We start from the raw sequence: 19,684 nt of genomic DNA, 5'->3' as shown, positions 1-19,684 counted from the left end.
GCGTTCAAGGAAGTCGCACGGCTGCTCGTGGACGGCCGGATCAGCGGACCGCCGGTCGTGGACGGGGACGACAAGGCCATCGGTGTCGTCACCGAAACGGACTTGATGATCCGACAGTCGGAAGCGCTCGACATGGACGAGCCGAAGCGCCGCTTCCCCTTCGCAGAGCTGACGCCCAGGGCTCGTAGGCAGGCGGCCAGATCCAGGGCCTTCACCGCCGATCAGCTGATGACCGCTCGATCATGGTGCCGACCGGGCAACGCACCGGGACGCCGGATTCCGCGGACATCTCGGCCAGTACCTGCTCCACTACCTCGCGGGTGAGCCGGAGTTCCTCAACGGCACCGACCAGGGGCACCATCATCTCCGCCTTCGACGCCCAGCCGGATTTCGTCCGTTCGACCACCGCTTCGGCGACGGCCCGCACTTGCACGGCCACCAGGCCCGGGACCACCAGGCCGAGGCGTACGCCCCGCAAACCCAGCATGGGGTTCTACTCGTGCACGCGCTCTCCCAGCGTCGAATGAGTGCCGCATGCTCGGCAGGTGCCGGACGTGGGCCGGTTGGCCTCAAGCCGTACGTCAGCCCGCATCGGCTCCGCGGAGGCGGCAGTCCACGTCCACCACGCCCTCGACTGCCTGCACCAGCCGGACGGTCAAAGGGATCTGGCGGGCGTCCTCGATCTTGCCGGTCAGGGTGACGACGCCGTCGCCGACCATGGTGTGGATGGGCTCGAGAGGGGCGGGGAAGAGGACGTCGACGATGTCCCCCTGGATCTCGTCCGCTATCTCCTTGTCCGGGCGCAGGAACACCTTGAGCAGGTCCGCGCGGCTGACAATGCCCTCGAGCAGGCCTTCGCCATTGACGACCGGAATCCGCTTGATCTTGCGCTGGGCCATGATGCGGGCGGCCTGTGCAAGGGTGCTGTCGGGGTGGACGGTGACGACAGGCGAGGTCATCAGTTCCTCAGCAGTGAGCGCGTCGGCCTTGGCCAAATCAGACAGGCGGTGAAGCTGTGTGTATCGGTCCAGATCGCGGTTGCGGAACTCCTCCTTCGGCAGCAGATCGGCCTCGGAGACGACGCCGATCACCCTGCCCTCGCCCTCGAGCACGGGCAGGGCGCTGACCTTCCACTGCTCCATGAGCCTGACGACGTCCTTGAACGGGGCGTCTCGGCCGACGGCGACGGGGGCGCGCGTCATCACGTCGCTCACGACGTACGGAGTGCTGGACACGGTCTCCTCCTCGGGATGTCGGATGCGGTCCACGGCGAGGTCGAGCACCGTCAGGTTCCTGTCTTGAGCCTGGTCGCGCGGCCATGTGCGCACTACCGGCCGCCCGGTCCTGACAAGGGGTCGTTCGGCCCTTTCCGCGCGGGCGTGCGTTCGGTGATGGGCGAAAGGGCCGATCAGGCCCTGCTCGAGACCCTGTGGCCCCTGCGGCGGTACGCATGTCGTCGCAGGCCGGCGGAAGGAGCAGGGGAGGGAGGCAGACGACGACTGTCTCCACCCGCATAGCAGTCATCGCCATCGGGGACCGGTTCCGGCACGACGAGGGCGTCGACGGGGTGATGCTCCGCCGACTGCTGGAACGTGCGATCGCCGGACCTTTTCCTCCGGGCACGGTGCTCCGGAATGCAGCCGTGACCCCGCGTAGCGCCACAGGCTGCTGCACCACGCGGATTGCCCGGTGGCAGTGGTGCCGCAGCGGGTGTTACACCGGGCCCTCCGGTGAAGGCTGGTCCCGGGCGGGGCATCGACGAGTTGGCGCTGTTGCGCGACAGATGGTGCCCGGCAGGTGACGACGACCCCGGAAGTACTCCGCCGCCGCTCAAGTCGCGCCGGGCCAAGCCGTCTGGGCGGGCGAAAGGCAAGGAGCCCATGGCGGACGAAGCATCCGTTTTGGCACGGGACCCTTCGCGCGGTGGTCCGGAGCGGACCCGGTCCAAGTCAGCGACCTCGCGCGGGCACTCGCGGTATATCACTGCGGAGGCTGGATCTCCCGCTTGAGGATTTTTCCGGTGGGACCTTTGGGTAGGGCGGGGAGGAGCCAGACGTTGCGGGGGTACTTGTAGGGTGCGACGCGTTCCTTCACGAAGGACCGCAGGTCTTCGGCCGTGACTCGAGCCCCCGGAGTGAGGACGACGGCTGCGGAGACCTCCTCGCCGAGGGATGCGTGCGGGACGCCGACGACGGCTGCCTCGTCGACGCTCGGGTGCTCGTAGAGCACCTCCTCGATCTCCCGCGGGTAGACGTTGTATCCGCCTCGGATGATCAGGTCCTTCTTGCGGTCGACGACGGAAAAGTAGCCGTCGGCGTCCTGGCGGGCCAGGTCTCCGGTGCGGAACCATCCGTCCGGGATCGCCTCGGCCGTCGCGTCGGGCCGGTTCCAGTAGCCCGCCATGACGTTGTGGCCCCGAATGGCGATCTCACCGACTTCACCGACCGGGACGTCCTGGCCGGCGCCATCCACCAGACGCACCTCGACACCGTCGATCGGGGTGCCGATCGAGCCGGGCCTTCGGGCGCGGTCGAGGTGGTTGAAGGTGACCACCGGTGAGGTCTCCGACAGTCCGTAGCCCTCGGCGACCGCACAGCCGAAGCGCCTCTCGAAGGCGTGCAGCACCTCCATCGGCAGCGCAGCCCCGCCGGAGACGCACACCCGCAAGGCACCGGCCTCGGGGTCGGTGGCGGACGGGGGCTGGTGCAGCAGCGCGTTGTACATCGTCGGCACGCCCTGGAAGACGGTCACCCGCAAGGCGTCGAGCAGCGCCAGCACCTCGGCCGGGTCGAAGCGGGGCACGAGGACCAGACAGGCGCCCTGGCGGACCGTCGCGTTCATGCCGCAGGTCTGGCCGAAGGCGTGGAAGAGCGGAAGGCAGCCCATCACCACGTCCTGCGGCCCCACGTGGATCACCCGCTCGGCCACGACCTCGGTGTTGTGACCAAGGTTGTGGTGGGTCAGCGCGGCGCCCTTCGGCCTGCCGGTGGTTCCGGAGGTGTAGAGGATCACGGCGAGGTCGTCGTCATCGCGGTGTGTCTCCGCACCGACCGGCTCGTGGTCGTCCGCCTGCGTCAGGACCGGATCGACGGGGGTCACAACGGTTCCCGTGACACCGGCTGCCACCGCCGCTTCTTGGGCGGCGCTCTCGTGCACGAACAGGCGACACGCGCCTGAGTCGACCAGGCAGTGCTCGATCTCGCGCGCCTTGAGCAGCGGGTTCATCGGCACGACGACTCCACCGGCCCGCAGGATGCCGTAGTAGAGCGCCACGAAGGCCGGCACGTTGGGCAGCATCACGCCCACCCGATCACCGACCGTCACGCCTTGCGCACACAGCATCGCGGCGACGCGCGACGCGGCCGCGTCCAGCTCCGCGTATGTCAGCGCGTCGTTACCGAACCAGAGGGCAGGGCGATCGGGGTGACGCAGCGCTGTCTTTGACAGATTTTCCGCGATGTTCGCCATGCGTCCTCCTGTTAACGGCCCGGTACTGTAATCGCCCGAACGCCGGGTACAGACTCACGCCAGTGCGGGCCGTCACCAATGGACCGGTGAACAAGAAGACCGCGGGATGCGTTGTTCTCAGGAACAACCTGACAGCGGAATTTCGCTGGAACCCTGGCGAGGCTTGTCGGCTGGGACAAGCACACCCGTACCCTGGGCTCGTGCAGCGTCGCCCGCCCGTACCCGAGATCGCAGCGATGGCGCAGTCCCTGCGCCCGCGGCTGCCGGAACTGGTCGTGCGCGCCACCCGCCGTATCCGCAACGAGATCGACATCTACCGCCCCTCCGGCACCGTGCCGGAGGCAGTGCTGCGGACATCGCTGCGGCGCAACATCGACAGCATGCTGGCCCAGTTCGCCGGCGGCAGCGAACCGGACCTCAGCGAGCCTGGCGAGACCGGCCGCCAGCGCGCGGTCCAGGGCGTTCCACTGCCCGACGTCCTGCGCGCCTACCGGCTGGGGTTCGCAGAGGTGTGGACGGTCCTGACCGAGGAAGCCTCGCGTCGCCAGGTGGACCCGTCCGTGATGGTGCGTGCGGCAACCGACGCGTGGCGGCTCGCGGACGAGTACAGCGACGCGCTGACCGCCGGCTACCGGCGAGCTGCCGCCGAACTCGCCCGCGCCCAGGAGCGCGAACGGTCCGCCCTCACGGAGGCCCTGCTCAGTGGCCGGATCACCGACCGAGGGACGTTGTGGGAGGTCGCCCAGACCCTCGGCCTGCCCAGGAAGGGCCCCTTCGTCGCCGTTGCAGCCGAAGCCACCGCACTCGGTCAGGAGCCGCTCGGCGACGTCAAGGCGCAGCTGGCCGCGCACGGCATCCCCTCCGCCTGGACACTGCGGCCCGACCTTCACATCGGAATCGCGTCCCTGCTCCGCCCGGACGCCGATGACCTCACCATGAACGTCCTACGGCGCCTCGCCACCTCCCGCGTGGGAGTGAGCCCGGCATTCGCCTCGCTCGACGACACCGGCCAGGCTCTGCGGTATGCCCGCCTCGCCATGAACAGCCAGCCGGCCGGGACGGCCGAAGTGGTCCGCTTCCAGGACGACCCGCTCACCGTCGTCATGGCCGCGGCTCCCGAAGCCGCCTCCGGCATCGCCCGCAAGGTCATGGGCCCGGTTCTGGCCCTCGACAGCGACGCACGCGCCCTGCTGCTCGACACGTTTCAGTGCTGGATCGACGCCGCCGGAAACGCCACCGCGACGGCACAGGCCCTGCACTGCCACTCCAACACCGTCCGCTACAGGCTGCGCAAGCTCGAAGACCTCACCGGCCGTTCGCTGCAGACCCCCGGCGACACCGCCGAGCTCGTCGCGGCGTTGCGCGCCGTCAGGTTCCTTCCGGGCACCGCGACGGGCTCCACCACGCCTTGATGAACTCATCCCCCGAGTCCCGTCACCCCGCCGAGCGCGGTGGCCGGCTGCCCGGGAGGTCGAAAAAGTGGCTCTTCTGCCGTATGTGTGGGTCAGGCTGAGGCGGGTTGGCGTCCTGGCAGTGTCGGGCGGTCGCTTTCGAGGGTGAGCATGACGAGGGCGATGACGGCGTCGGCGGTGCGGAAGCCGAAGTTTCGCCGGATGATCAGCCTTGTCTTGGTGTTGGCCGACCCGATCAGCCCGTTCGACGGACGCTCGATGATGGCGTTGACGATCGCCTCGCGGTGACGGCGTATGCGGCGGCCGAGGCCGATGAAGGTGTTCCGCGGGGATCTTCACGAAGAGGTTGGGCCGGTCCACGAACCATCACAGCGCTTTCGCCTCGGCGACCGTGCGGTAGCTGTCGTGGGCGATGCGGGGATCGACCTCGATCGACACGCGTCCGTCCAGCCCGTCGGTGGATTCGTAGACGGGGCTCAGCACATCGCGGGCGTCTCGTACGTCGGCGGTCGTGAACGCCCGCAGTGCCTCGTGGCGGCCCACCCGCCGCAGCGTCAGGTCCCGCAGCTGAGCGTCGTAGGCGTCGCTGCTGGTGATCGCTTTGGCGAAGATGGTGGGGTTCGTGGTACCCCGGCGACGTGGTCGTCGGCTACCAGGCGGGCCAGGCTGTGATCACGCAGCCGCTGCCGTCCCAAGTCGTCCAGCCAGACCGACACTCCGGCGTCGGTGAGCGCAGTCGACGGATCTCGCATGGCTGTCTCCCTCTCTTCGAGCGGATCTCGCCTGGCCGTGACGTTCTCCGAGCCCAACTGGCACGGCCACCAGACTCGTGCGCATTGGCGCTACCAATGTGCACGAGGCCTGGACTGCGGCGCTGGTCATTTGGCAGCGGCCGGGCTGCCGTGCCAATTGCTCCAGCCGCAGATCGTGGCTCTGCATGGTCCTCGGTCAGCCCAGCGTTCCCATCCAGTCGGCGATGGCTCGCCCGATCTCGTCCGGCGAGTCTTCCTGGACGTAATGCACCCCCGGGACCGTCACCTCGGTCTGCGCTGGCAGCCCACGGGCGAATTCGAGATTCGCGCCGCCGGCGAGGAGTGCACCGGGCTCGGCCTTCACGAACAGCTTGGGCACACTGCTCGTGGCCAGCCAGTCTGCGTAGGAGGTCGCGATCTCGGCCACGTCGGCGGGCTCGCCGTCGATGGGGATCTGCCGGACCCACGTCAGCGTCGGGCGTCGTCCCTCGCCGGGTTCGGCGAACGGCCGTCGGTATTCCGCCATCTCCTCCTCGGAGAGCGTGCGCAGGACAGCCTTCGGCAGAATCTCCTCCACAAAGAAGTTGTCCTGCAGGACCATCTCCTCGCCGGCTTCCGACCGCAGTTGCTGCAAGACCGGGCGCATATTCATCAGGTCCCAGTGGGTCCAGTCCTGCGGCCGCACGATCGCCTCCATGTAGGCGATACCCTTCACGGCCTCGCGGTGACGGTTGGCCCAGTCGAAGCCCAGGGCCGAGCCCCAGTCATGGACTACCAAGGTGACCCGCTCGCGCACATCCAGGGCCTCGAGCAGGGCGTCGAGATAGCGGCGGTGCTCGACGAAACGATATGCGCCAGGGCCACTGTCAGGCAGCTTGTCGGAATTGCCCATGCCCAGCAGGTCGGGGGCGATGCAGCGGCCCAGCGACTGCAGATGCGGCAACACATTGCGCCAGAGGTACGACGAGGTGGGATTGCCGTGCAGCAGCACGATGGGGTCGCCCTCTCCCACCTCCACGTACGCCATCTCGCGGTCGAGGACCCTCCGCCGCTGCTTTTGATATGGAAATGCCGCAGAGATCATTTTGGTTCCTGTTTCTTTCTGGGACTAGCCCCTACAGGGTGACCCGACTTATCTAACCTGTCAAGTGAGGCAGTCAGGTTAGAACGGTAGGGATGTGATGGTCGCCGATCAAGAGCAGCGGAACGCCCTGTCGCAACCCCTCAACGTCATACCGCTGGTCAGCGGCGCGGTCCGGGATCAGTTGGCACTCCCGAAGAGATGACTCTTCGTGGCGGGCGGTCAGCCCGGCATCAGCCAGCGGAACACCGCGCTGGACGCATTCGGCATCACCTCCGAACGCTCCGGCAACACCTTGGAAACTCCAACCACCCGGTCAGGATGGGCGGGGACTCGCCCAGAAACATCTAGCGAAGCAGAGGATCCCGGAAGGCGTCTGCTCCACCTCATACGGGGCGGAATCCGCTGTCCGGTCGAGCCCGCGCGTTGCCTCAGGATCGGTGGACTCTGATACGGGGACAGGGGCTCGTTGGGTCAGCGTGCCTAGATCTCGTCGACCTCCAGGCCGCGGTCGACGCCGTGGGGGATGACGTTCTGCCCGGGCTCAAGATGCAGCGGGGTTCCGTCGAGGTAGACCTTGACCCTATCCGGCTCGAAGGACACCAGGTCACTGACCCGTCCGACCTCCTGGTGAGCGTTGCGGTACGACCAGGAGGCGCCGCGCACGTCACCGATGTCGTAGTAGTCGCACGGGCCCTTGTAGGGGTAGAAGGTCTGGCCCTACACAGGGCACAGCTGGATCTCGTCGATGTCGGTGCGCGGGACGTACCAGCGCGGGGTGAAGCCTGATTCGTAGAGCACGACCGGGTGTTCGGAGCGGGCGACCACGGTGCCGCCGAGGCGGACCTCCAGGATGCGGGAGGAGTTGCGGATGTCGATGCGGTGGTACGGGTCCGCGGCGGGCCCCAGGATGCGTTCGTCCTCCTCGTAGAACGCGTCTATCGCGCGCCACGCGAACGCGATGCGGCCCCGGAGGCCGGCGGCGTGTTCGGGCAGCGCGGTGAACTCCCAGGCGGCGCGTTCGGTGGGGCGGTCGCCTGCCCGTACCGCGTACCAGGCGGTGTCGCCGAGGTCCTTGTGGTGAGTGACCGTGCCACTCGGGACCAGGGCCAGCTTGTCGACGTCTTCGGGGGGGAAGTAGGCGACGGGGTAGCGGCCCGGTTTGTGGAGCAGGATCACGTTCTCGCTGTCGGCGATCCAGGCGTCGTTGAAGTTCACGCGCATGCGTCGGCGCAGCCGCTCGGCGAATAGGAGGCGTTCGGGGAAGGGTTCGGGGGTGAGGAAGCGTCCGATGGCGCCTGCGGAGAGGGACCTTGCTGCCAGGACAGTCCCATGCCGGGTTCTTTTCGAGTTCGGGGTGGGCGGGTGGCCGCATCCCCGGGTGGGGTGGTTGGTGTCGTCGGTCAGGGCGTGCAGGAGCAGCGGGAGGTGTGGGCCTCGGGTCGGTGGAAGCAGGTCCAGACGGCCTTGCCAGTGCCGGTGAGGGCCTGAACTCCCCAGTCGTCGCAAAGCTCTTGGACGATGCGCATGCCTCGCCCGGCTTCCGCGCTCAGTGAGGCGGGCGGAATACGGACGGGGGAGTGGCCCCCGCCGTCGTGGACTTCGATGTGGAGGCAGTGCGGGTGGCGGATGAGGCGAAGCAGGTAGTCGCGGCTTTCCGGGCTTCCGTGTTGGACGGCGTTGCCGGCCAGTTCCGAGACGCAGGTCCGGATGTCGTCGCGACGGAGGCACCCGCCCCAGCTGTCGAGGGTCTGCATCGTGAAGTCGCGGGCGGCGCGCACGGTCTGCGGGGTGGCGCTGAAGGTGTGTTGGGCGAGGTGTTGCATGGCGGTCCTTTGTCGGCCGCGGCACGCAGAGGGTGCGTGGTCTGCCGCCGCTGCCTCCCCGATGCTCTGTGCGTCGGGCGAGGATGCGGGCGAGGAAGTTGTGGATGTGCTCGGTGATGGTCTCGAGGTGGCTCTCCGGGGCGAAGTGCCCGGACTCCAGCAGATTGATCTCGGCGTCGGTCAGATCCTGGGCGAACGCCCGGGCGCCGTCGGGGCCGAAGATCTCGTCAGTGCCTGCGGGTCGCCGGCCTCCCGGTAGAGGACCTCGAGACCGTTGACCGTGGCGGTGCGGTGGACTATGGAGGCCATGCACCTAACATTTCTGTTGAGCTTCGATGGTTATGTATCCAGTCGAGCATACTCAACATAACCTGTCAATCGATTTTAGTCGGTTAGATTGGTCGGGATGCCGCCGCGTCCGAGCGGCGGACCCTCGGCCTGCCATAGATCTCCGTCCGTGGAGGGCCATCAGTCAGCACGCCGCCCATGTCCCGCCCGCTCGGGCCGTCGGCGACCGCCTGCCTGCCTTGGGTCCATCAGGGCGCGTCGGCTCGGCTCTCTGGACTCTCGTGGTCGACCGCTTTCTGGACTACTGCCTGGTGCCCGCGTACGCACCACCCCGGTTCCGACAGGCAGCAGGAAACGACGCCGTTCGTGCAGCTCTCCCGGATCGAGCTCCCTGCGCGCCTCCAGGCTCACCAGCAGGAAGAAGAAGGTCGCAGTCCGCTGTCGATCCAGGCGCGCAGATCCAGGTACTGCAGAGCATCTCGCCGCCCTGCCCGGCATCACCGTGCTCGACCTGGACCTGCCCGCCGCGCTGGCGGTGGCCCAGCAGAACACGTGGGCCGCAGCACATTCTCAGTACGCTGGGCAGCCCACTCCCGAACGCCCCGACGGAGCGATCATCGCCACCACCGAGCCCGACCGGTGGATCGGCGAGCCGGTCCGCGTGCTGGACCTCAACCCCTGATCGCAGTGGAGAGCAGCCGCCGTCCCGCTCTGACCGGCGGGCGCGGCCGCGTGGTCACCGCGCGGTTTGCAGATGATGGCGGCGGGCGGTGACAAGGGCGCGCCCTTTACGGAGCCTTGCGGTCCGCTTCCGGAACCAGGGCCGTCTCACGGAGTCGCGGGCCACACTTCGGGCCCTCCGCCGTGCCACTCGATCAGCGGCGACTCGGCCGCATCGACCTCGTCCAAGCACTCCAGGCCAGCCCGCTGCAAGAACACGCTCAGGTCGTGCAGGCTGTACGCCGTACCCAGTTTTTCTCCGTCGACCAGGACATGCCGGCCGCCGGTCTCGGAGGGCGGGGACACGATGACGCGACGTTCAACCATGCCACTAGCTTTACCTGGCCCGCGGTCGCCCGCACGCGCGAGCCCACAGTGACTTCGCAGACACGTTGTCAGTCTGGCGACCCCTTTCGGGCGGTCCACATGCCGCCTGTTCCGGGAGAATAGGTCAGTTCAGGGGCGTCGGATCGTGTGGCGAGCGTGTGGAACGCATGCGTAGCGTCGGGAATCCAGGCGGTCTTCGACTGGCCGTCGACGGTGTAGTCGATACGGAACTTCCACGTCACGTCGTACTTGGCGGACGAGGCCTCGAAATCGAGAATTAGCGGTGAGTCGTTGGTGATCGTGTCCTCGAAGCGGTCGACGGGCACCCTCTTCCTCTCCGCCGTCTTTGTGAGCTTCGGCGTGGGATCTGCCGCGTCGAGGTCCACCGAGGCGTGGTAAATGATCTCGGGGGCGCCAGGGCAGGGAGGGAACACGGTGACCACCGTTGCCCGCGGTGCAGGAACCCTCCTGATCAGGACCGTATGGAAGGCCGTCACAACAACCGTCTGGCCAGCTCTGGCTTGCAGCACGTAGGTGCCTGATGTCGCGTCGGGATCGGCGGCATCCTTCAACCAGGCGGACAGATCCGCCGTGGAGCGAGGGCGGATGGCGTATCCAGTGCCAGGTACGGCGTAGACGCCTGCGAGAGCACAGTCCTCTTTGGTCGGTTGTGCAGGATGTTTTCGCGCTTTCTGTGAGCTGCCGGGTGAGGAAGTGCCTGTGGCCGTCAGCGGCGGCGCCGGATCGCTCAGCTGGGCAACGAGAAGGTTCGGCAGCCCTGTGACCCAAGCCGTGACGATCCCGACGAGACCGGCACTGATCGCGGCGAGTAATGCCTTGTTTGCCGTGATGATCCAGCCGAGAGAGCGTCGCGCCCACGTGGTGCGGCGTGGACGGCCGGGGCCACGACTCCTGCCCTGCGTTCTCGCCATCGTCCGTCGCTGCCATGTATTGCGGCGTGGGAGATCGGGGCGACGGCTCCTGATCTGGATTCTCCTCATCCGGTCCCCATGTCCTTCGCCCAACAGCACCGCCCGGGTGGCAACTCGTCTGGCGCCCTTGACGGACCGACCTACGAACGGGCCGTCAGTCGAGTTCCCTTCCCCGCAGTGCGGGTCGTGAAGCGGGGCGGAAGTTCGCTGCCGTGTGAGTCGTCGGTGGGGGCTCCCGGCGGCTGTTCTCGCTCCGTACGGTCGCGGGTTTCCAGGGCGAGTTGCCGGCACGGTCAGGGTGCCGCACCCGGGGGCTCGTGGGGTTGGTGTCCGGATGACCGCGATGGTCGGCAGTGTGACCCGGCCCAAAGACGCCAAGGGCTTCGTTCTGTTGCCCAAGAGGTGGGTGGTGGAGACCACCTACTTCTGGATCAAGGCGACCATGCTCGACGGCCGCATGCTGCGCTCGAGCAGCATCCCCGGCCTGGACCAGGAGGTCTACGCGCCCCTGGTGACCTACCAGGCACTCATCCGCACCGCGGCCGACGCGGTGACCACCCAGCCGGGCCTGGCCATGGAACGGATCACCGTCCTGCTGCAGGCCGCCGCCGACCAGGTCACCACCGCCACCGGCATCCACGCCACCGAACCCGACAACCCCCTGCTCGGAGCGATCGGCCAAAGCGTCCTGGACAACCTGCTGCCCGCCGTGCGGCGCCAGCGCGTCAAGGCCCGCAGCCGCAAGAACCCCACGAGCAAGTACGGGCCGAACGCGGAAAAACACCTGCAAACCGCCCAAACCTACACCCTCACCGTCGAGATCCACGTCATGGAAAACGGACTTGCATCCCGCCCCCGCCGCTGAACGCAACGGTGTTGTTGACATCAAGCACACTCGATCATGACATGCCGTCACTGATCGCTACCACCGATTGCGGGCCAGAGCCGTTAGTTTTGCAGTCTCGTATCCCGCCGGGTCCGGCCACCTGCTGCCGGGAGCGGTGGAGAAGGGGCAGCGCGATCAAGGGGAAGATGACCACGGAGAGCAGCCCGGCGGCGACCAGCGCGGACGCGTTCTCGGGCCGTATGGCGTCCAGTTTCAGGCCGATGGTCACCGCGGCCACGATGACCGGCAGTGATGTGGCCTGGAGCAGAGCGCCGGCCGCCACATCCGGCCAGGAGAGTCCGGCTGCGCGGTACAGCAGTGCCGGAAGGCCGCGGACCAGCAACAGCGCGGCCAGGAACATCGGCACCCGGAGAATGGTCCCGGCGTCCTCGAACAGGGCGCCGAGGTTGAACTGGATACCGCTCGTCACGAAGAACACGGGAACGAGGAATCCGTAGCCAAGGCCGGCGAGCTTCATGTGGAACCGGGGGTGGGACCGTTCGGCGTGGGGGTCGACCAGCCGGAGGACGGCACCTGCGACGAAGGCGCCGAGGATGGCCTCGAAGCCCAGGTGGAGCGCCATCGCCGAGAGCCCGACGACCAGCAGCATCGCCAGCCGGATGCGGATCTGGGCACTGGTGTCGGCCAGCCGGCTGAGGGCGCTGGTCAGCCAGGCCCACCGTCCGATGCGTACGGACGCCGCGACGATGAGTACCGAAATTCCGGCCAGGGCAAGGAGCAGGAGGATCTTCGAGCCTGCGCCGGAGCTTCTTTCCGAGAAGAGCAGCGACAGAAGGACGACGGCTGCGACCTCGCCGGCCGATGCGCCGCCGATCGTCAGCTGTCCCACCAGCCGGTCGATCGCCCCGGAGTCCTTGAGGATCGGGACCAGCAGACCCAGCGACGTCGCCATGAGTGCGGTGCCGACCAGCAGGGGATTCTCGACGAGTCCGGCGATGTGCATGAGCCAGCCGACCGCAGCCGCAAGGGCAGCCGAGGCGAGAAGGCCGGTGCCGATCAGCCGCGCGCGGGGCCCGCGGAGCTGCTGGATGTCGATCTCCAGGCCGGCGAGGAACAGCAGGAAGCCCAGGCCGATGACCGACAGCATGTCGACGGCGGTGTCCGCCTCGACGACGTGCAGGACGGCCGGGCCGAGGATGATGCCCGCCAGGATTTCGAGCACCGCGCCGGGGAGGGGAAGCCGGGGGACGGTGGCGAGCAGAAGCGGCACACCGGCCGCTATGGCCAGCACGATCAGAAGGTTGTCATAGCCCATGGGGACTCCAGCGGCGAGGAGGTGCGGTCGGCAGGCCGACGGCCCGTGCCGTGGGCGCCCCCACGGACGGCCGGGGCCGTTTCGCGGACGGGGCCCGACCGTGCCGTGCGTGGTGCTCATTGCGCGGCACCGTGGCGAAGCCGGGCTCCGGTGGATACTCCGCTGCGGAACGGGTGGGTGAACGTTCCCGGCGGCCCTGGGCGCGAGGTCAACCGGGACAGGGGCTGCCGGGCCCCGGCCACTTCCGGGCGGCGCGGGCCTGCGGCCGTTCAGGCTCGCACCGAAGCCGTTCCGGGGCTCGGGGTCACGCCCGCGAACTCCCCTTTCTTCGCCGCGCTCCAGACGGCCGCCCGCGCCGCCCGGCTGAAGAAGAACCGCCGCAAGGGCATCGACGGCGCCCTCGGCTACCTGCGCAACAAGGCCCCGTACCTGCGCTACGACACCGCGCTGGAACGCGGCCGGCCGATCGCCACCGGCATCATCGAAGGTGCCTGCCGCCACCTGGTCAAAGACCGCCTCGACATCGCCGGAGCCCGCTGGGGACTCGCCGATGCCGAGGCCGTCCTCAACTCCGCGCCCTGCGCACCAACGGCGACTTCGACACCTACTGGACCTGGCACGAGAAGCAAGAGTTCACCCGCAACCACCAGGCCCGCTACCGCGACCAACTCATAACCGCGGCCTGATCGACTGCACCCTCATGAGTTCTGCACCCTAATCGGAACCACACCCAACCGCGTTCAGGCTCCCGGGTATGGAAGGTACTTGCCGTTCAGGACGATCTCGACCCGATCGCCCTTGGGATCTTCTCGGCGGTTCAGGGTCAGCCGGAAATCGATGGCGCTCATAATGCCGTCCCCGAAATCCTCGTGGATCAGCTCCTTGATCGTCGGGCCGTAGACGGCGACGATCTCACGGAGGCGGTAGATCAGCGGGTCCGAGGCCATGGCGGCCTCGCTCTGCCCTCGGACGGGAGGAGTCTGGAGGACAGCGACGGCCGTGCGGGGCAGGTCGAAGATACCGGCGATCTTCTCCGCCTGGCCGGCTGACAACGTCATCTGGCCGAGGCAGGCCGTGGTCACCCATTCCTTGCTCGCGCCGAGCTCGTCGGCGACGTCAGCCCACCTGATTCCTTTCCTGATCTTCGCCTCGATGATCTGCTCGGTGACTTCGGCTCGGTTCACGAGGGACGTCCTTCGGTCGTCGGATGCGGTGGTCAGTGTTCGCGCAGCGCCGCAACAGCTTCCGCCGTCGTCCACGTCGCACTGGCCAGATAGCGGTAGTTGATGAGCGCGGCGAGGTACCCGTCGCCTTCGGGAAGCCGGGCTCCGGCTGTGGCGTCACGCACGACGACCACTTCGAAGCCCTGCTCGATGAGTTCACGCAGATGGCTCTCGACACACAGGTTGGCGGCCATGCCGGCCAGGATGACCTGCGAGACGCCGTGCTTGCGCAGTTGAAGGACGAGGTCGTTCGACTCGGGCCCGAAGATCTTGTGCGGCGAGGCGATGACGGTCCTTCCGTCGAGTATGTGTTCCCGGTAGGCGGGCAGGAAGTCGGCCCCGGAGTCCGCGAAGCCGTCGAGAGTGAGAGGGCCCTGGCGCTTGTACATGCCCACGGAGTGCATGTACTGCTCCAGCGGGCCGCCGAACTGCCAGGCATCGTCGGACGGGTAGTAGTAGTGCGGCGAGATCGCCACGGTGACGTCAGCGGCCTTGGCGGCTTCAAGCAGTTGCCCGATGTGGAGAACGGTGTCGTTGTCGGTGACGCTGCCACCGAAGACCTCCCATGTGACCCCGGCCGGGCTGAGGAAGTCGATCTGCGGGTCGGTGACGACGAGAGCCGTGCGTGACCGGTCGAGACGAAAACCGCTGCCCGGAAGCGCGGGCGCGGAGGGCTCTGCGTAGTAGTCGGCCTGGTTGGACGCCATGAGGGGACTCCTGATCGGTAGAAGGCAGGTTTTTTCCTGCTTTCATCCCTTATGACAGAGAACGTGCTGAAAATGTGACATACGCCGAAGAAGAAGGCAGGCGACACCAATATCCAGATCATGGAGCGCACCGCTGGAGGGCACTGGTGATTCGAGCACGGGCTGCCCGGGCGGGCAGAAAGGAGCACGCAGGCACTGTCACGTTGTTGGACGCGTGGGTCTCTGACAGCGCATGGGTCGTGGCAAAGGTCGGGTTTCGGGTCGGAGCTCAGGCTTCGGCAAGCAGGCCGGCGACGCCGGTGGCCTGGTCCCGGATGGCGAAGCGGATGGTCATCTCGAGGCGGTGTCCGGGGGCGGTCATGAGGTGGCGGCGGGGCCCGAAGTGGCGTGAGATGCCGCTGAACGCGGACAGGAGCCGCTGGGCCGCGCCGACGGAGCGGAAGCCTTTCATCGCGCGTTCCCGCTGCCGCGTGGCTGGTGACTGTTCTCGGCCCGGTTGTTCAGGCGCTTGTGGGAGCGGTGCTCGACCGAGGGCATGACCTTGCGGTGGGCGGCGCCACAGGAGCGGAGCTTGTCGGTGACGCCCACCCGGGGCACCGTGCGGGTCTTCTTCAGCAGCCTGCGGAAGAACCGCCTGGCCGCGGCGGTGTCCCGCCGGTTCTGTACGAGGATGTCCGGGACGTTGCCGTCGGCGTCCACGGCCCGCCACAGGTACTTCTGCTCTCCGTTGATCTTGATGAACACCTCGTCCAGGTGCCACTTGTCCCCGGGCTGGGGCTGCCGGCGGCGCAGCGCGCCGGCGTAGGCCTGGTCGAACGTGGCGCACCAGCGGCGGATCGTCTCATATGAGACAACGACACCGCGCTCGAGCATCAGCTCCTCGGCCTCGCGGAACGACAGCGGGAAGCGGTGGTACAGCCACACACAGCGGGAGATGGGTCGGACCGCGTCCGGCGTTCCGGGAAGGGGTGATGCTCTCCCCCCACACCCCCCAGGGGGGAGGAGGAACCTCCTCCTCCAAAAAGCACGCGCCTTCGGCGCCGGGCGAGCAGGAGGACGTCGTCCGGCGCGCGAGTGACGAGCAGGTGCAGGCCGCGAGCGAGTTCCTGATCGAGCTGAAGCGGCCGTGGGCTGTCGGCGTGAGATGGTGTCCAGGTTGATCATGCTCGGGAGGGGATCGCGCGTGGCGAGCATGCCGCCGTCGTACAAGGGCCACCGGTTGCTATGCCGTCAAGCCGGTCGGCCGTGAGGGCCGGGGTCGTCGAACAGTTCTGACCGGGCTTGGAGAGAATCCCGGCATGGTGATGGCACGGCACTTGTACTCCTCGTCGCCCGTCGTGGACGGGCATCTGCTCCTGGAAGAGCCGGGCTTCTGGCCGGCGTACTTGGCGGACCTGTCCGAAGGCTTCCTGCCGGAGGCATTCGGCTCGGATGCGGGCGACGCGGACGTCATGCTCGACAGGCTCCAAGACCCGTCGGCATGGCCGGTGTTCACGGTGCCTCTGGCCAGCGGCTTCACGATCGTCGTGCACTTCAACAGCGGCGAGGAGTTCACGACCACGGACTACTTCCTCACGCATCCCGACTGGAGCCAGGATCTCGTCCTGGCCAGCGACGATCAGGACCGCATCGGCCCGGGGCTGTGCTGGCCTGAGCTTGCCGCCCTGCTGGAGGCACCACCGGGTGCCGCAGGCGTCGCCGACCCTCACGCCCGTCTCCTCCTTCTTCTGCCGGTTCTCGGCGACACGGCGGTTCCGAAGGAGGCCGTGACGGCAGTGGTCGAGGCTCTGGTCGCTCAGGGCGCACCCGAGGCGGTCGAGGCGTTGGCCAGACACCTGCTTCAAGGGCACCCAATGTGGGGAGCCGAGGACTGGTGGTTCGACGAGGACGAGCGGAGCTGGATCTGCGAGGGGGATCACAGCCCTCGCAAAGTCCCCCTCGGCGACCACCTGCCCCCACAACGGCGAGCCGCCCTCGAAGCCTGCCTCACTCCCCGCTGACCGGCTCAAGCCACGCTGACAATGGCCTCGGCGGGAGGGGCCCCGAAGGCGAGCGACTCGTCATAGGTCCTGCCCTGCTTCAGGCAGTGGTAGAGCTGTCCGATCATGCGGTTGAAGCAATGCCACGAAGTTAAAGCTGGCCCGACGTCGTCAAGGGCGTTCTTGGGATGGGTAGTGCGGGGCACGTGATGCAGGATCCCCTCGTAGGAGGAAAGCCGACCAAGAGTTCTTCCGTACAGAGGATCCCGTTGTCGAGCCAGTCTGCCACCCGCACCCTCACGCGCACTACGACCGTTGCCGCCGGCGCCTTTGCCCCCGGGCACCTCGGCGGGTTGACCCAGTTCCTGCCCTTCGAGCTCGTCGACGACATACTCGAGCAGACCAGAACCCTGCAGTGCCGCGTCCGTACTCTTCCGTCCCGGGTCGGGAGCTACTTCGTCCTGGCGCTGGGGCTGTTCCCGGGCCTGGGCTACCAGCGCGTGTGGGACAAGCTCGTGGCCGGCCTCTCCGGGCTCGACCTGCGCGCCCCTTCGGAGACAGCCCTGCGTCACCTGCGCAAACGGCTCGGACCGAAGCCGTTGGAACTGCTTTTCAACGTGCTTGCAGTGCCGCTGGCACGCCCCTCGACTCCCGGCGTGTGCTACCGCCGCTGGCGGACCGTCGCCTTCGACGGCTGCAACTCCCTCAAAGCCCCAGACCTGCCACGCATCCAGGCCCTGCTCGGCAAGGTCCGGCACCACTGGGGCATGTCCGGCTACCCCTCCTTGCGGCTGACCGTGTTGTGCGAGACCGGAACCCGCGGCCTCCTTGGCGCCGTCTTCGGCCCGTCCGAGGCCGGCGAGATCATCCAGGCATCCCGGCTGCTACCGAGGCTGACCCCGCAGATGCTGCTGCGGGCCGATCGTGCCTTCGACGGCGACGGGTTTCTGGGCCAGGTCGCCGACACCGGCGCCCAGTTCCTCGTCAGGCTGTCCGCCCGCCGACGCCCCGCGGTGCTCGCGGTCCTGCCCGATGGCTCTCACCTCACCCGCTTCCACCACGTGCACGTCCGCGTCATCGACGCGGACATCACCGTCACCACCAGCGAAGGCCAGATCATCACCGGGCGCTATCTGCTCGCAACCACACTCACCGACCACCGTCGCGACCCTGCCGACACTCTCATCCGCCTCTACCACGAGCGCGGGGAGATCGAGACCGCCTACTACTCCCTACGGCACACGCTCCTGACCGGACGGGTCCTGCGCTCCCAGGATCCACGCGGCCTTGAGCAGGAGGTCTGGTCCCTGCTCACCCTCTACCAGGTGCTGCGGATGGCCATGACCCAGGCAGTTGAATCGCTTCCAGGAGCCGACCCGGACCGTGCCAGTTTCACCGTCGCTCTCCACGCTGCCCGCGACCAGGTCATCAACGCTGATCACATCGTGCCGGAACGGGAGGACGGCACAGGCCTGGCGGTGGCGATCCGTTCAGGTCTCCTGCCGCCCAGACGTGCACGCACCAGCGCCCGCAAGGTGAAGTGCCCGACCTCTCGCTACCCGGCGCACCCACCAGCGGGCACCCCCCGAACAGCCAAAATGTCACCAGCCTCGCCGTTGCACTTCGAGCTCAGCCAACCTCAGCCCAACCCACGGGGCAGGGCGGACAACGCAACCAGGTCTTGCAGATCATGCGCACCGCGCCCAGCCGCACCCGGCACGCCCACGACCTCGCCACAGCCCGCGGGAGCACCACCCGCTACGACAGCTTCTGCGTCCAGCTCGGCCGCTGGACCCGCGAAGGACTCCTCGACAAGGTCGCCAACGCCACCTACACGCTCGCCGCAGCCTGGCTGCCGACCGACCTTTCCATCAACGAACAAAGCCCTTGACGACGTCGGGCCAGCTCTAACTTCGTGGCATTGCTTCAACCGCCTACTGGGCTGCCTGCACCATTGCCTCACCCACCGCATCCCCTACGACGAGAGAACCGCCTTCCCCAACACCGCTTGACTGATCAACCGCATCGGATGTCTGTCTACGCCCCGGCCGGCTGCGCCCGGCGGCGCGCTGCGTGCATGCGGGCGAGAAGAGAAACCCCGCTGTGGGTGGGGCGGTCGGCTCCCCGATGACGTCGGCCAAGCCAAGCCAGAGGGGCCGGAAGCGGCCATGGGCACGCGGTCGCAGTCCGTCTTAACTATCGCGGCATGGGCCCATGGGCACGAAGAGGTGACTGGGCTGATCAAGCGCCGTCTGGACTCGCTTGGCCGAACACAAGGCGCGCCATCGGGGTCGCGAAGAGAAGAACCGGTAGTTGTCTAGGCGCCGGGTCGCCGGGACGACCTGTGTCCGCCCCGGCCCCGCCGTGAACGGGCGCATGAGGTACGCCGCGAGGAAAAGCTGTCGCTGCGATGACCGCTGGATGTGCGGTGGCCAGCGGCGGCCGGAAGATGAAAGGCAGCTTGAATAGAGATGCCCAGATTTCTTCTTGACCTGCTCTTCGCGTTCAGACGTACCAGACAGGCAAGAGGCCGCCACTGGACGAGGCACGGCCGGGTAGGGGCGGTAGCGGCCCTGGGTGCGGCGCTGGTGTTGTTCTGTCCCGGGGTCGCGCTGGCCGCCCCGGGCGATCTGGATCCCACTTTCGGCACCGGCGGCACGGTGACCACCGACTTCGGCGGCAGCGCCGACGAGGCTTCGGGGGTGGCGTTGCAGGCCGACGGCAAGATCGTCGCCGCCGGCAGTAGGGTCGTGGGCGGCACCATCGTCTTCGCGCTGGCCCGCTACAACACCGACGGCAGCCTGGAT

At 67.7% G+C, this 19,684-nt stretch carries 18 protein-coding genes and 5 pseudogenes; 8 read left to right on the top strand and 15 right to left on the bottom strand.

Features of this window, described 5'->3' with window-relative positions:
* A partial coding sequence (locus tag VXC91_RS31320) for a CBS domain-containing protein (protein ID WP_329510718.1) occupies positions 1-324 on the top strand: 324 nt, incomplete at its 5' end.
* Here the strand turns inward: VXC91_RS31320 and VXC91_RS31315 are convergent.
* The 3 genes and pseudogenes from VXC91_RS31315 to VXC91_RS31305 all read right to left on the bottom strand — a co-directional run.
* Positions 236-493, bottom strand: a pseudogene (locus VXC91_RS31315) (putative PEP-binding protein); the annotation flags it as partial. The gene VXC91_RS31320 and the pseudogene VXC91_RS31315 overlap by 89 nt on opposite strands.
* 88 nt (positions 494-581) lie before the next feature.
* Positions 582-1,235 carry a CBS domain-containing protein gene (locus tag VXC91_RS31310; RefSeq protein WP_329510720.1) on the bottom strand — a complete coding sequence of 218 codons (654 nt, stop codon included), beginning with the start codon at positions 1,233-1,235 and terminating at the stop codon, positions 582-584.
* A 745-nt stretch (positions 1,236-1,980) separates the two neighbouring features.
* Entirely contained in the window at positions 1,981-3,468 is a 1,488-nt protein-coding gene (locus VXC91_RS31305; RefSeq protein WP_329510717.1) for a long-chain-fatty-acid--CoA ligase, read from the bottom strand.
* A 200-nt stretch (positions 3,469-3,668) separates the two neighbouring features.
* Here VXC91_RS31305 and VXC91_RS31300 point away from each other — a divergent pair, with 200 nt between their 5' ends.
* Positions 3,669-4,880, top strand: a complete 1,212-nt coding sequence (locus VXC91_RS31300; protein ID WP_329510716.1) for a PucR family transcriptional regulator — start codon at positions 3,669-3,671, stop codon at positions 4,878-4,880.
* A gap of 92 nt (positions 4,881-4,972) precedes the next feature.
* Here the strand turns inward: VXC91_RS31300 and VXC91_RS47135 are convergent, their stop codons facing one another.
* The 6 genes and pseudogenes from VXC91_RS47135 to VXC91_RS31270 all read right to left on the bottom strand — a co-directional run bounded on the left by VXC91_RS47135 (position 4,973) and on the right by VXC91_RS31270 (position 8,848).
* The gene (locus VXC91_RS47135) at positions 4,973-5,140 is read right to left on the bottom strand and encodes a hypothetical protein (protein WP_408057521.1); all 168 of its coding nucleotides are present in this window, start codon (positions 5,138-5,140) and stop codon (positions 4,973-4,975) included.
* A 106-nt stretch (positions 5,141-5,246) separates the two neighbouring features.
* Positions 5,247-5,447 carry a transaldolase family protein gene (locus VXC91_RS47130; protein ID WP_408057520.1) on the bottom strand — a complete coding sequence of 67 codons (201 nt, stop codon included), beginning with the start codon at positions 5,445-5,447 and terminating at the stop codon, positions 5,247-5,249.
* Between the two features lie 381 nt (positions 5,448-5,828).
* Positions 5,829-6,716 (bottom strand): haloalkane dehalogenase, encoded by an 888-nt coding sequence (locus VXC91_RS31285; protein ID WP_329510714.1) that lies wholly within the window; start codon positions 6,714-6,716, stop codon positions 5,829-5,831.
* A 480-nt stretch (positions 6,717-7,196) separates the two neighbouring features.
* Positions 7,197-7,937: pseudogene (locus tag VXC91_RS31280) on the bottom strand (DUF427 domain-containing protein).
* A 179-nt stretch (positions 7,938-8,116) separates the two neighbouring features.
* The gene (locus VXC91_RS31275; RefSeq protein ID WP_329510713.1) at positions 8,117-8,539 is read right to left on the bottom strand and encodes an ATP-binding protein; all 423 of its coding nucleotides are present in this window, start codon (positions 8,537-8,539) and stop codon (positions 8,117-8,119) included.
* A 180-nt stretch (positions 8,540-8,719) separates the two neighbouring features.
* Positions 8,720-8,848 (bottom strand): hypothetical protein, encoded by a 129-nt coding sequence (locus tag VXC91_RS31270; RefSeq protein ID WP_329510712.1) that lies wholly within the window; start codon positions 8,846-8,848, stop codon positions 8,720-8,722.
* 370 nt (positions 8,849-9,218) lie between these two features.
* On the opposite strand from VXC91_RS31270, the gene VXC91_RS31265 reads away from it, so the two are divergent.
* On the top strand, positions 9,219-9,509 hold the full coding sequence (locus tag VXC91_RS31265; RefSeq protein ID WP_408057519.1) for a PIN domain-containing protein: 291 nt from the start codon (positions 9,219-9,221) through the stop codon (positions 9,507-9,509).
* A gap of 146 nt (positions 9,510-9,655) precedes the next feature.
* Here VXC91_RS31265 and VXC91_RS31260 read toward each other — a convergent pair whose 3' ends face one another.
* Both VXC91_RS31260 and VXC91_RS31255 read right to left on the bottom strand, forming a co-directional pair.
* On the bottom strand, positions 9,656-9,874 hold the full coding sequence (locus VXC91_RS31260) for a hypothetical protein (protein WP_329510711.1): 219 nt from the start codon (positions 9,872-9,874) through the stop codon (positions 9,656-9,658).
* 68 nt (positions 9,875-9,942) lie between these two features.
* On the bottom strand, positions 9,943-10,446 hold the full coding sequence (locus VXC91_RS31255; protein WP_329510710.1) for a hypothetical protein: 504 nt from the start codon (positions 10,444-10,446) through the stop codon (positions 9,943-9,945).
* Positions 10,447-11,161: 715 nt separating this feature from the next.
* Here VXC91_RS31255 and VXC91_RS31250 point away from each other — a divergent pair.
* Positions 11,162-11,671, top strand: a complete 510-nt coding sequence (locus tag VXC91_RS31250; RefSeq protein WP_329510709.1) for a hypothetical protein — start codon at positions 11,162-11,164, stop codon at positions 11,669-11,671.
* A 34-nt stretch (positions 11,672-11,705) separates the two neighbouring features.
* Here VXC91_RS31250 and VXC91_RS31245 read toward each other — a convergent pair whose 3' ends face one another.
* Positions 11,706-12,968 (bottom strand): cation:proton antiporter, encoded by a 1,263-nt coding sequence (locus VXC91_RS31245; protein ID WP_329510708.1) that lies wholly within the window; start codon positions 12,966-12,968, stop codon positions 11,706-11,708.
* 351 nt (positions 12,969-13,319) lie between these two features.
* On the opposite strand from VXC91_RS31245, the pseudogene VXC91_RS31240 reads away from it, so the two are divergent.
* Positions 13,320-13,654 (top strand): annotated as a pseudogene (locus VXC91_RS31240) (ISKra4 family transposase); the annotation flags it as partial.
* 54 nt (positions 13,655-13,708) lie between these two features.
* On the opposite strand, the gene cynS reads toward VXC91_RS31240, so the two are convergent.
* The 3 genes and pseudogenes from cynS to VXC91_RS31225 all read right to left on the bottom strand — a co-directional run bounded on the left by cynS (position 13,709) and on the right by VXC91_RS31225 (position 15,834).
* Entirely contained in the window at positions 13,709-14,152 is a 444-nt protein-coding gene (gene cynS / locus VXC91_RS31235) for a cyanase (RefSeq protein WP_329510707.1), read from the bottom strand.
* A gap of 32 nt (positions 14,153-14,184) precedes the next feature.
* Complete coding sequence (locus VXC91_RS31230) at positions 14,185-14,898, bottom strand: cysteine hydrolase (protein ID WP_329510706.1); 714 nt, start codon at positions 14,896-14,898, stop codon at positions 14,185-14,187.
* Between the two features lie 268 nt (positions 14,899-15,166).
* Positions 15,167-15,834: pseudogene (locus VXC91_RS31225) on the bottom strand (IS6 family transposase).
* A 362-nt stretch (positions 15,835-16,196) separates the two neighbouring features.
* On the opposite strand from VXC91_RS31225, the gene VXC91_RS31220 reads away from it, so the two are divergent.
* The 3 genes and pseudogenes from VXC91_RS31220 to VXC91_RS31210 all read left to right on the top strand — a co-directional run.
* Positions 16,197-16,898, top strand: a complete 702-nt coding sequence (locus VXC91_RS31220) for a hypothetical protein (protein WP_329510705.1) — start codon at positions 16,197-16,199, stop codon at positions 16,896-16,898.
* A 248-nt stretch (positions 16,899-17,146) separates the two neighbouring features.
* Complete coding sequence (locus VXC91_RS31215; protein WP_329510704.1) at positions 17,147-18,889, top strand: transposase domain-containing protein; 1,743 nt, start codon at positions 17,147-17,149, stop codon at positions 18,887-18,889.
* Positions 18,890-19,465: 576 nt separating this feature from the next.
* Positions 19,466-19,684, top strand: a pseudogene (locus VXC91_RS31210) (delta-60 repeat domain-containing protein); the annotation flags it as partial.

This window comes from Streptomyces chiangmaiensis (assembly GCF_036281785.1).
GTDB lineage: Bacteria > Actinomycetota > Actinomycetes > Streptomycetales > Streptomycetaceae > Streptomyces > Streptomyces chiangmaiensis.
The sequence above is the reverse complement of the archived record's forward strand: the minus strand, read 5'-3'. Positions and strand labels throughout refer to the sequence as shown.

Excerpts from the sequence above, each read along its gene's own strand:
- VXC91_RS31285 (WP_329510714.1), bottom strand. The coding sequence starts at position 6,716 with ATGATCTCTGCGGCATTTCCATATCAAAAGCAGCGGCGGAGGGTCCTC.
- VXC91_RS31245 (WP_329510708.1), bottom strand. The coding sequence starts at position 12,968 with ATGGGCTATGACAACCTTCTGATCGTGCTGGCCATAGCGGCCGGTGTG.
- VXC91_RS31260 (WP_329510711.1), bottom strand. The coding sequence starts at position 9,874 with ATGGTTGAACGTCGCGTCATCGTGTCCCCGCCCTCCGAGACCGGCGGC.
- VXC91_RS31275 (WP_329510713.1), bottom strand. The coding sequence starts at position 8,539 with ATGCAACACCTCGCCCAACACACCTTCAGCGCCACCCCGCAGACCGTG.
- VXC91_RS31220 (WP_329510705.1), top strand. The coding sequence starts at position 16,197 with ATGGTGATGGCACGGCACTTGTACTCCTCGTCGCCCGTCGTGGACGGG.
- VXC91_RS31230 (WP_329510706.1), bottom strand. The coding sequence starts at position 14,898 with ATGGCGTCCAACCAGGCCGACTACTACGCAGAGCCCTCCGCGCCCGCG.
- VXC91_RS31305 (WP_329510717.1), bottom strand. The coding sequence starts at position 3,468 with ATGGCGAACATCGCGGAAAATCTGTCAAAGACAGCGCTGCGTCACCCC.
- VXC91_RS31270 (WP_329510712.1), bottom strand. The coding sequence starts at position 8,848 with ATGGCCTCCATAGTCCACCGCACCGCCACGGTCAACGGTCTCGAGGTC.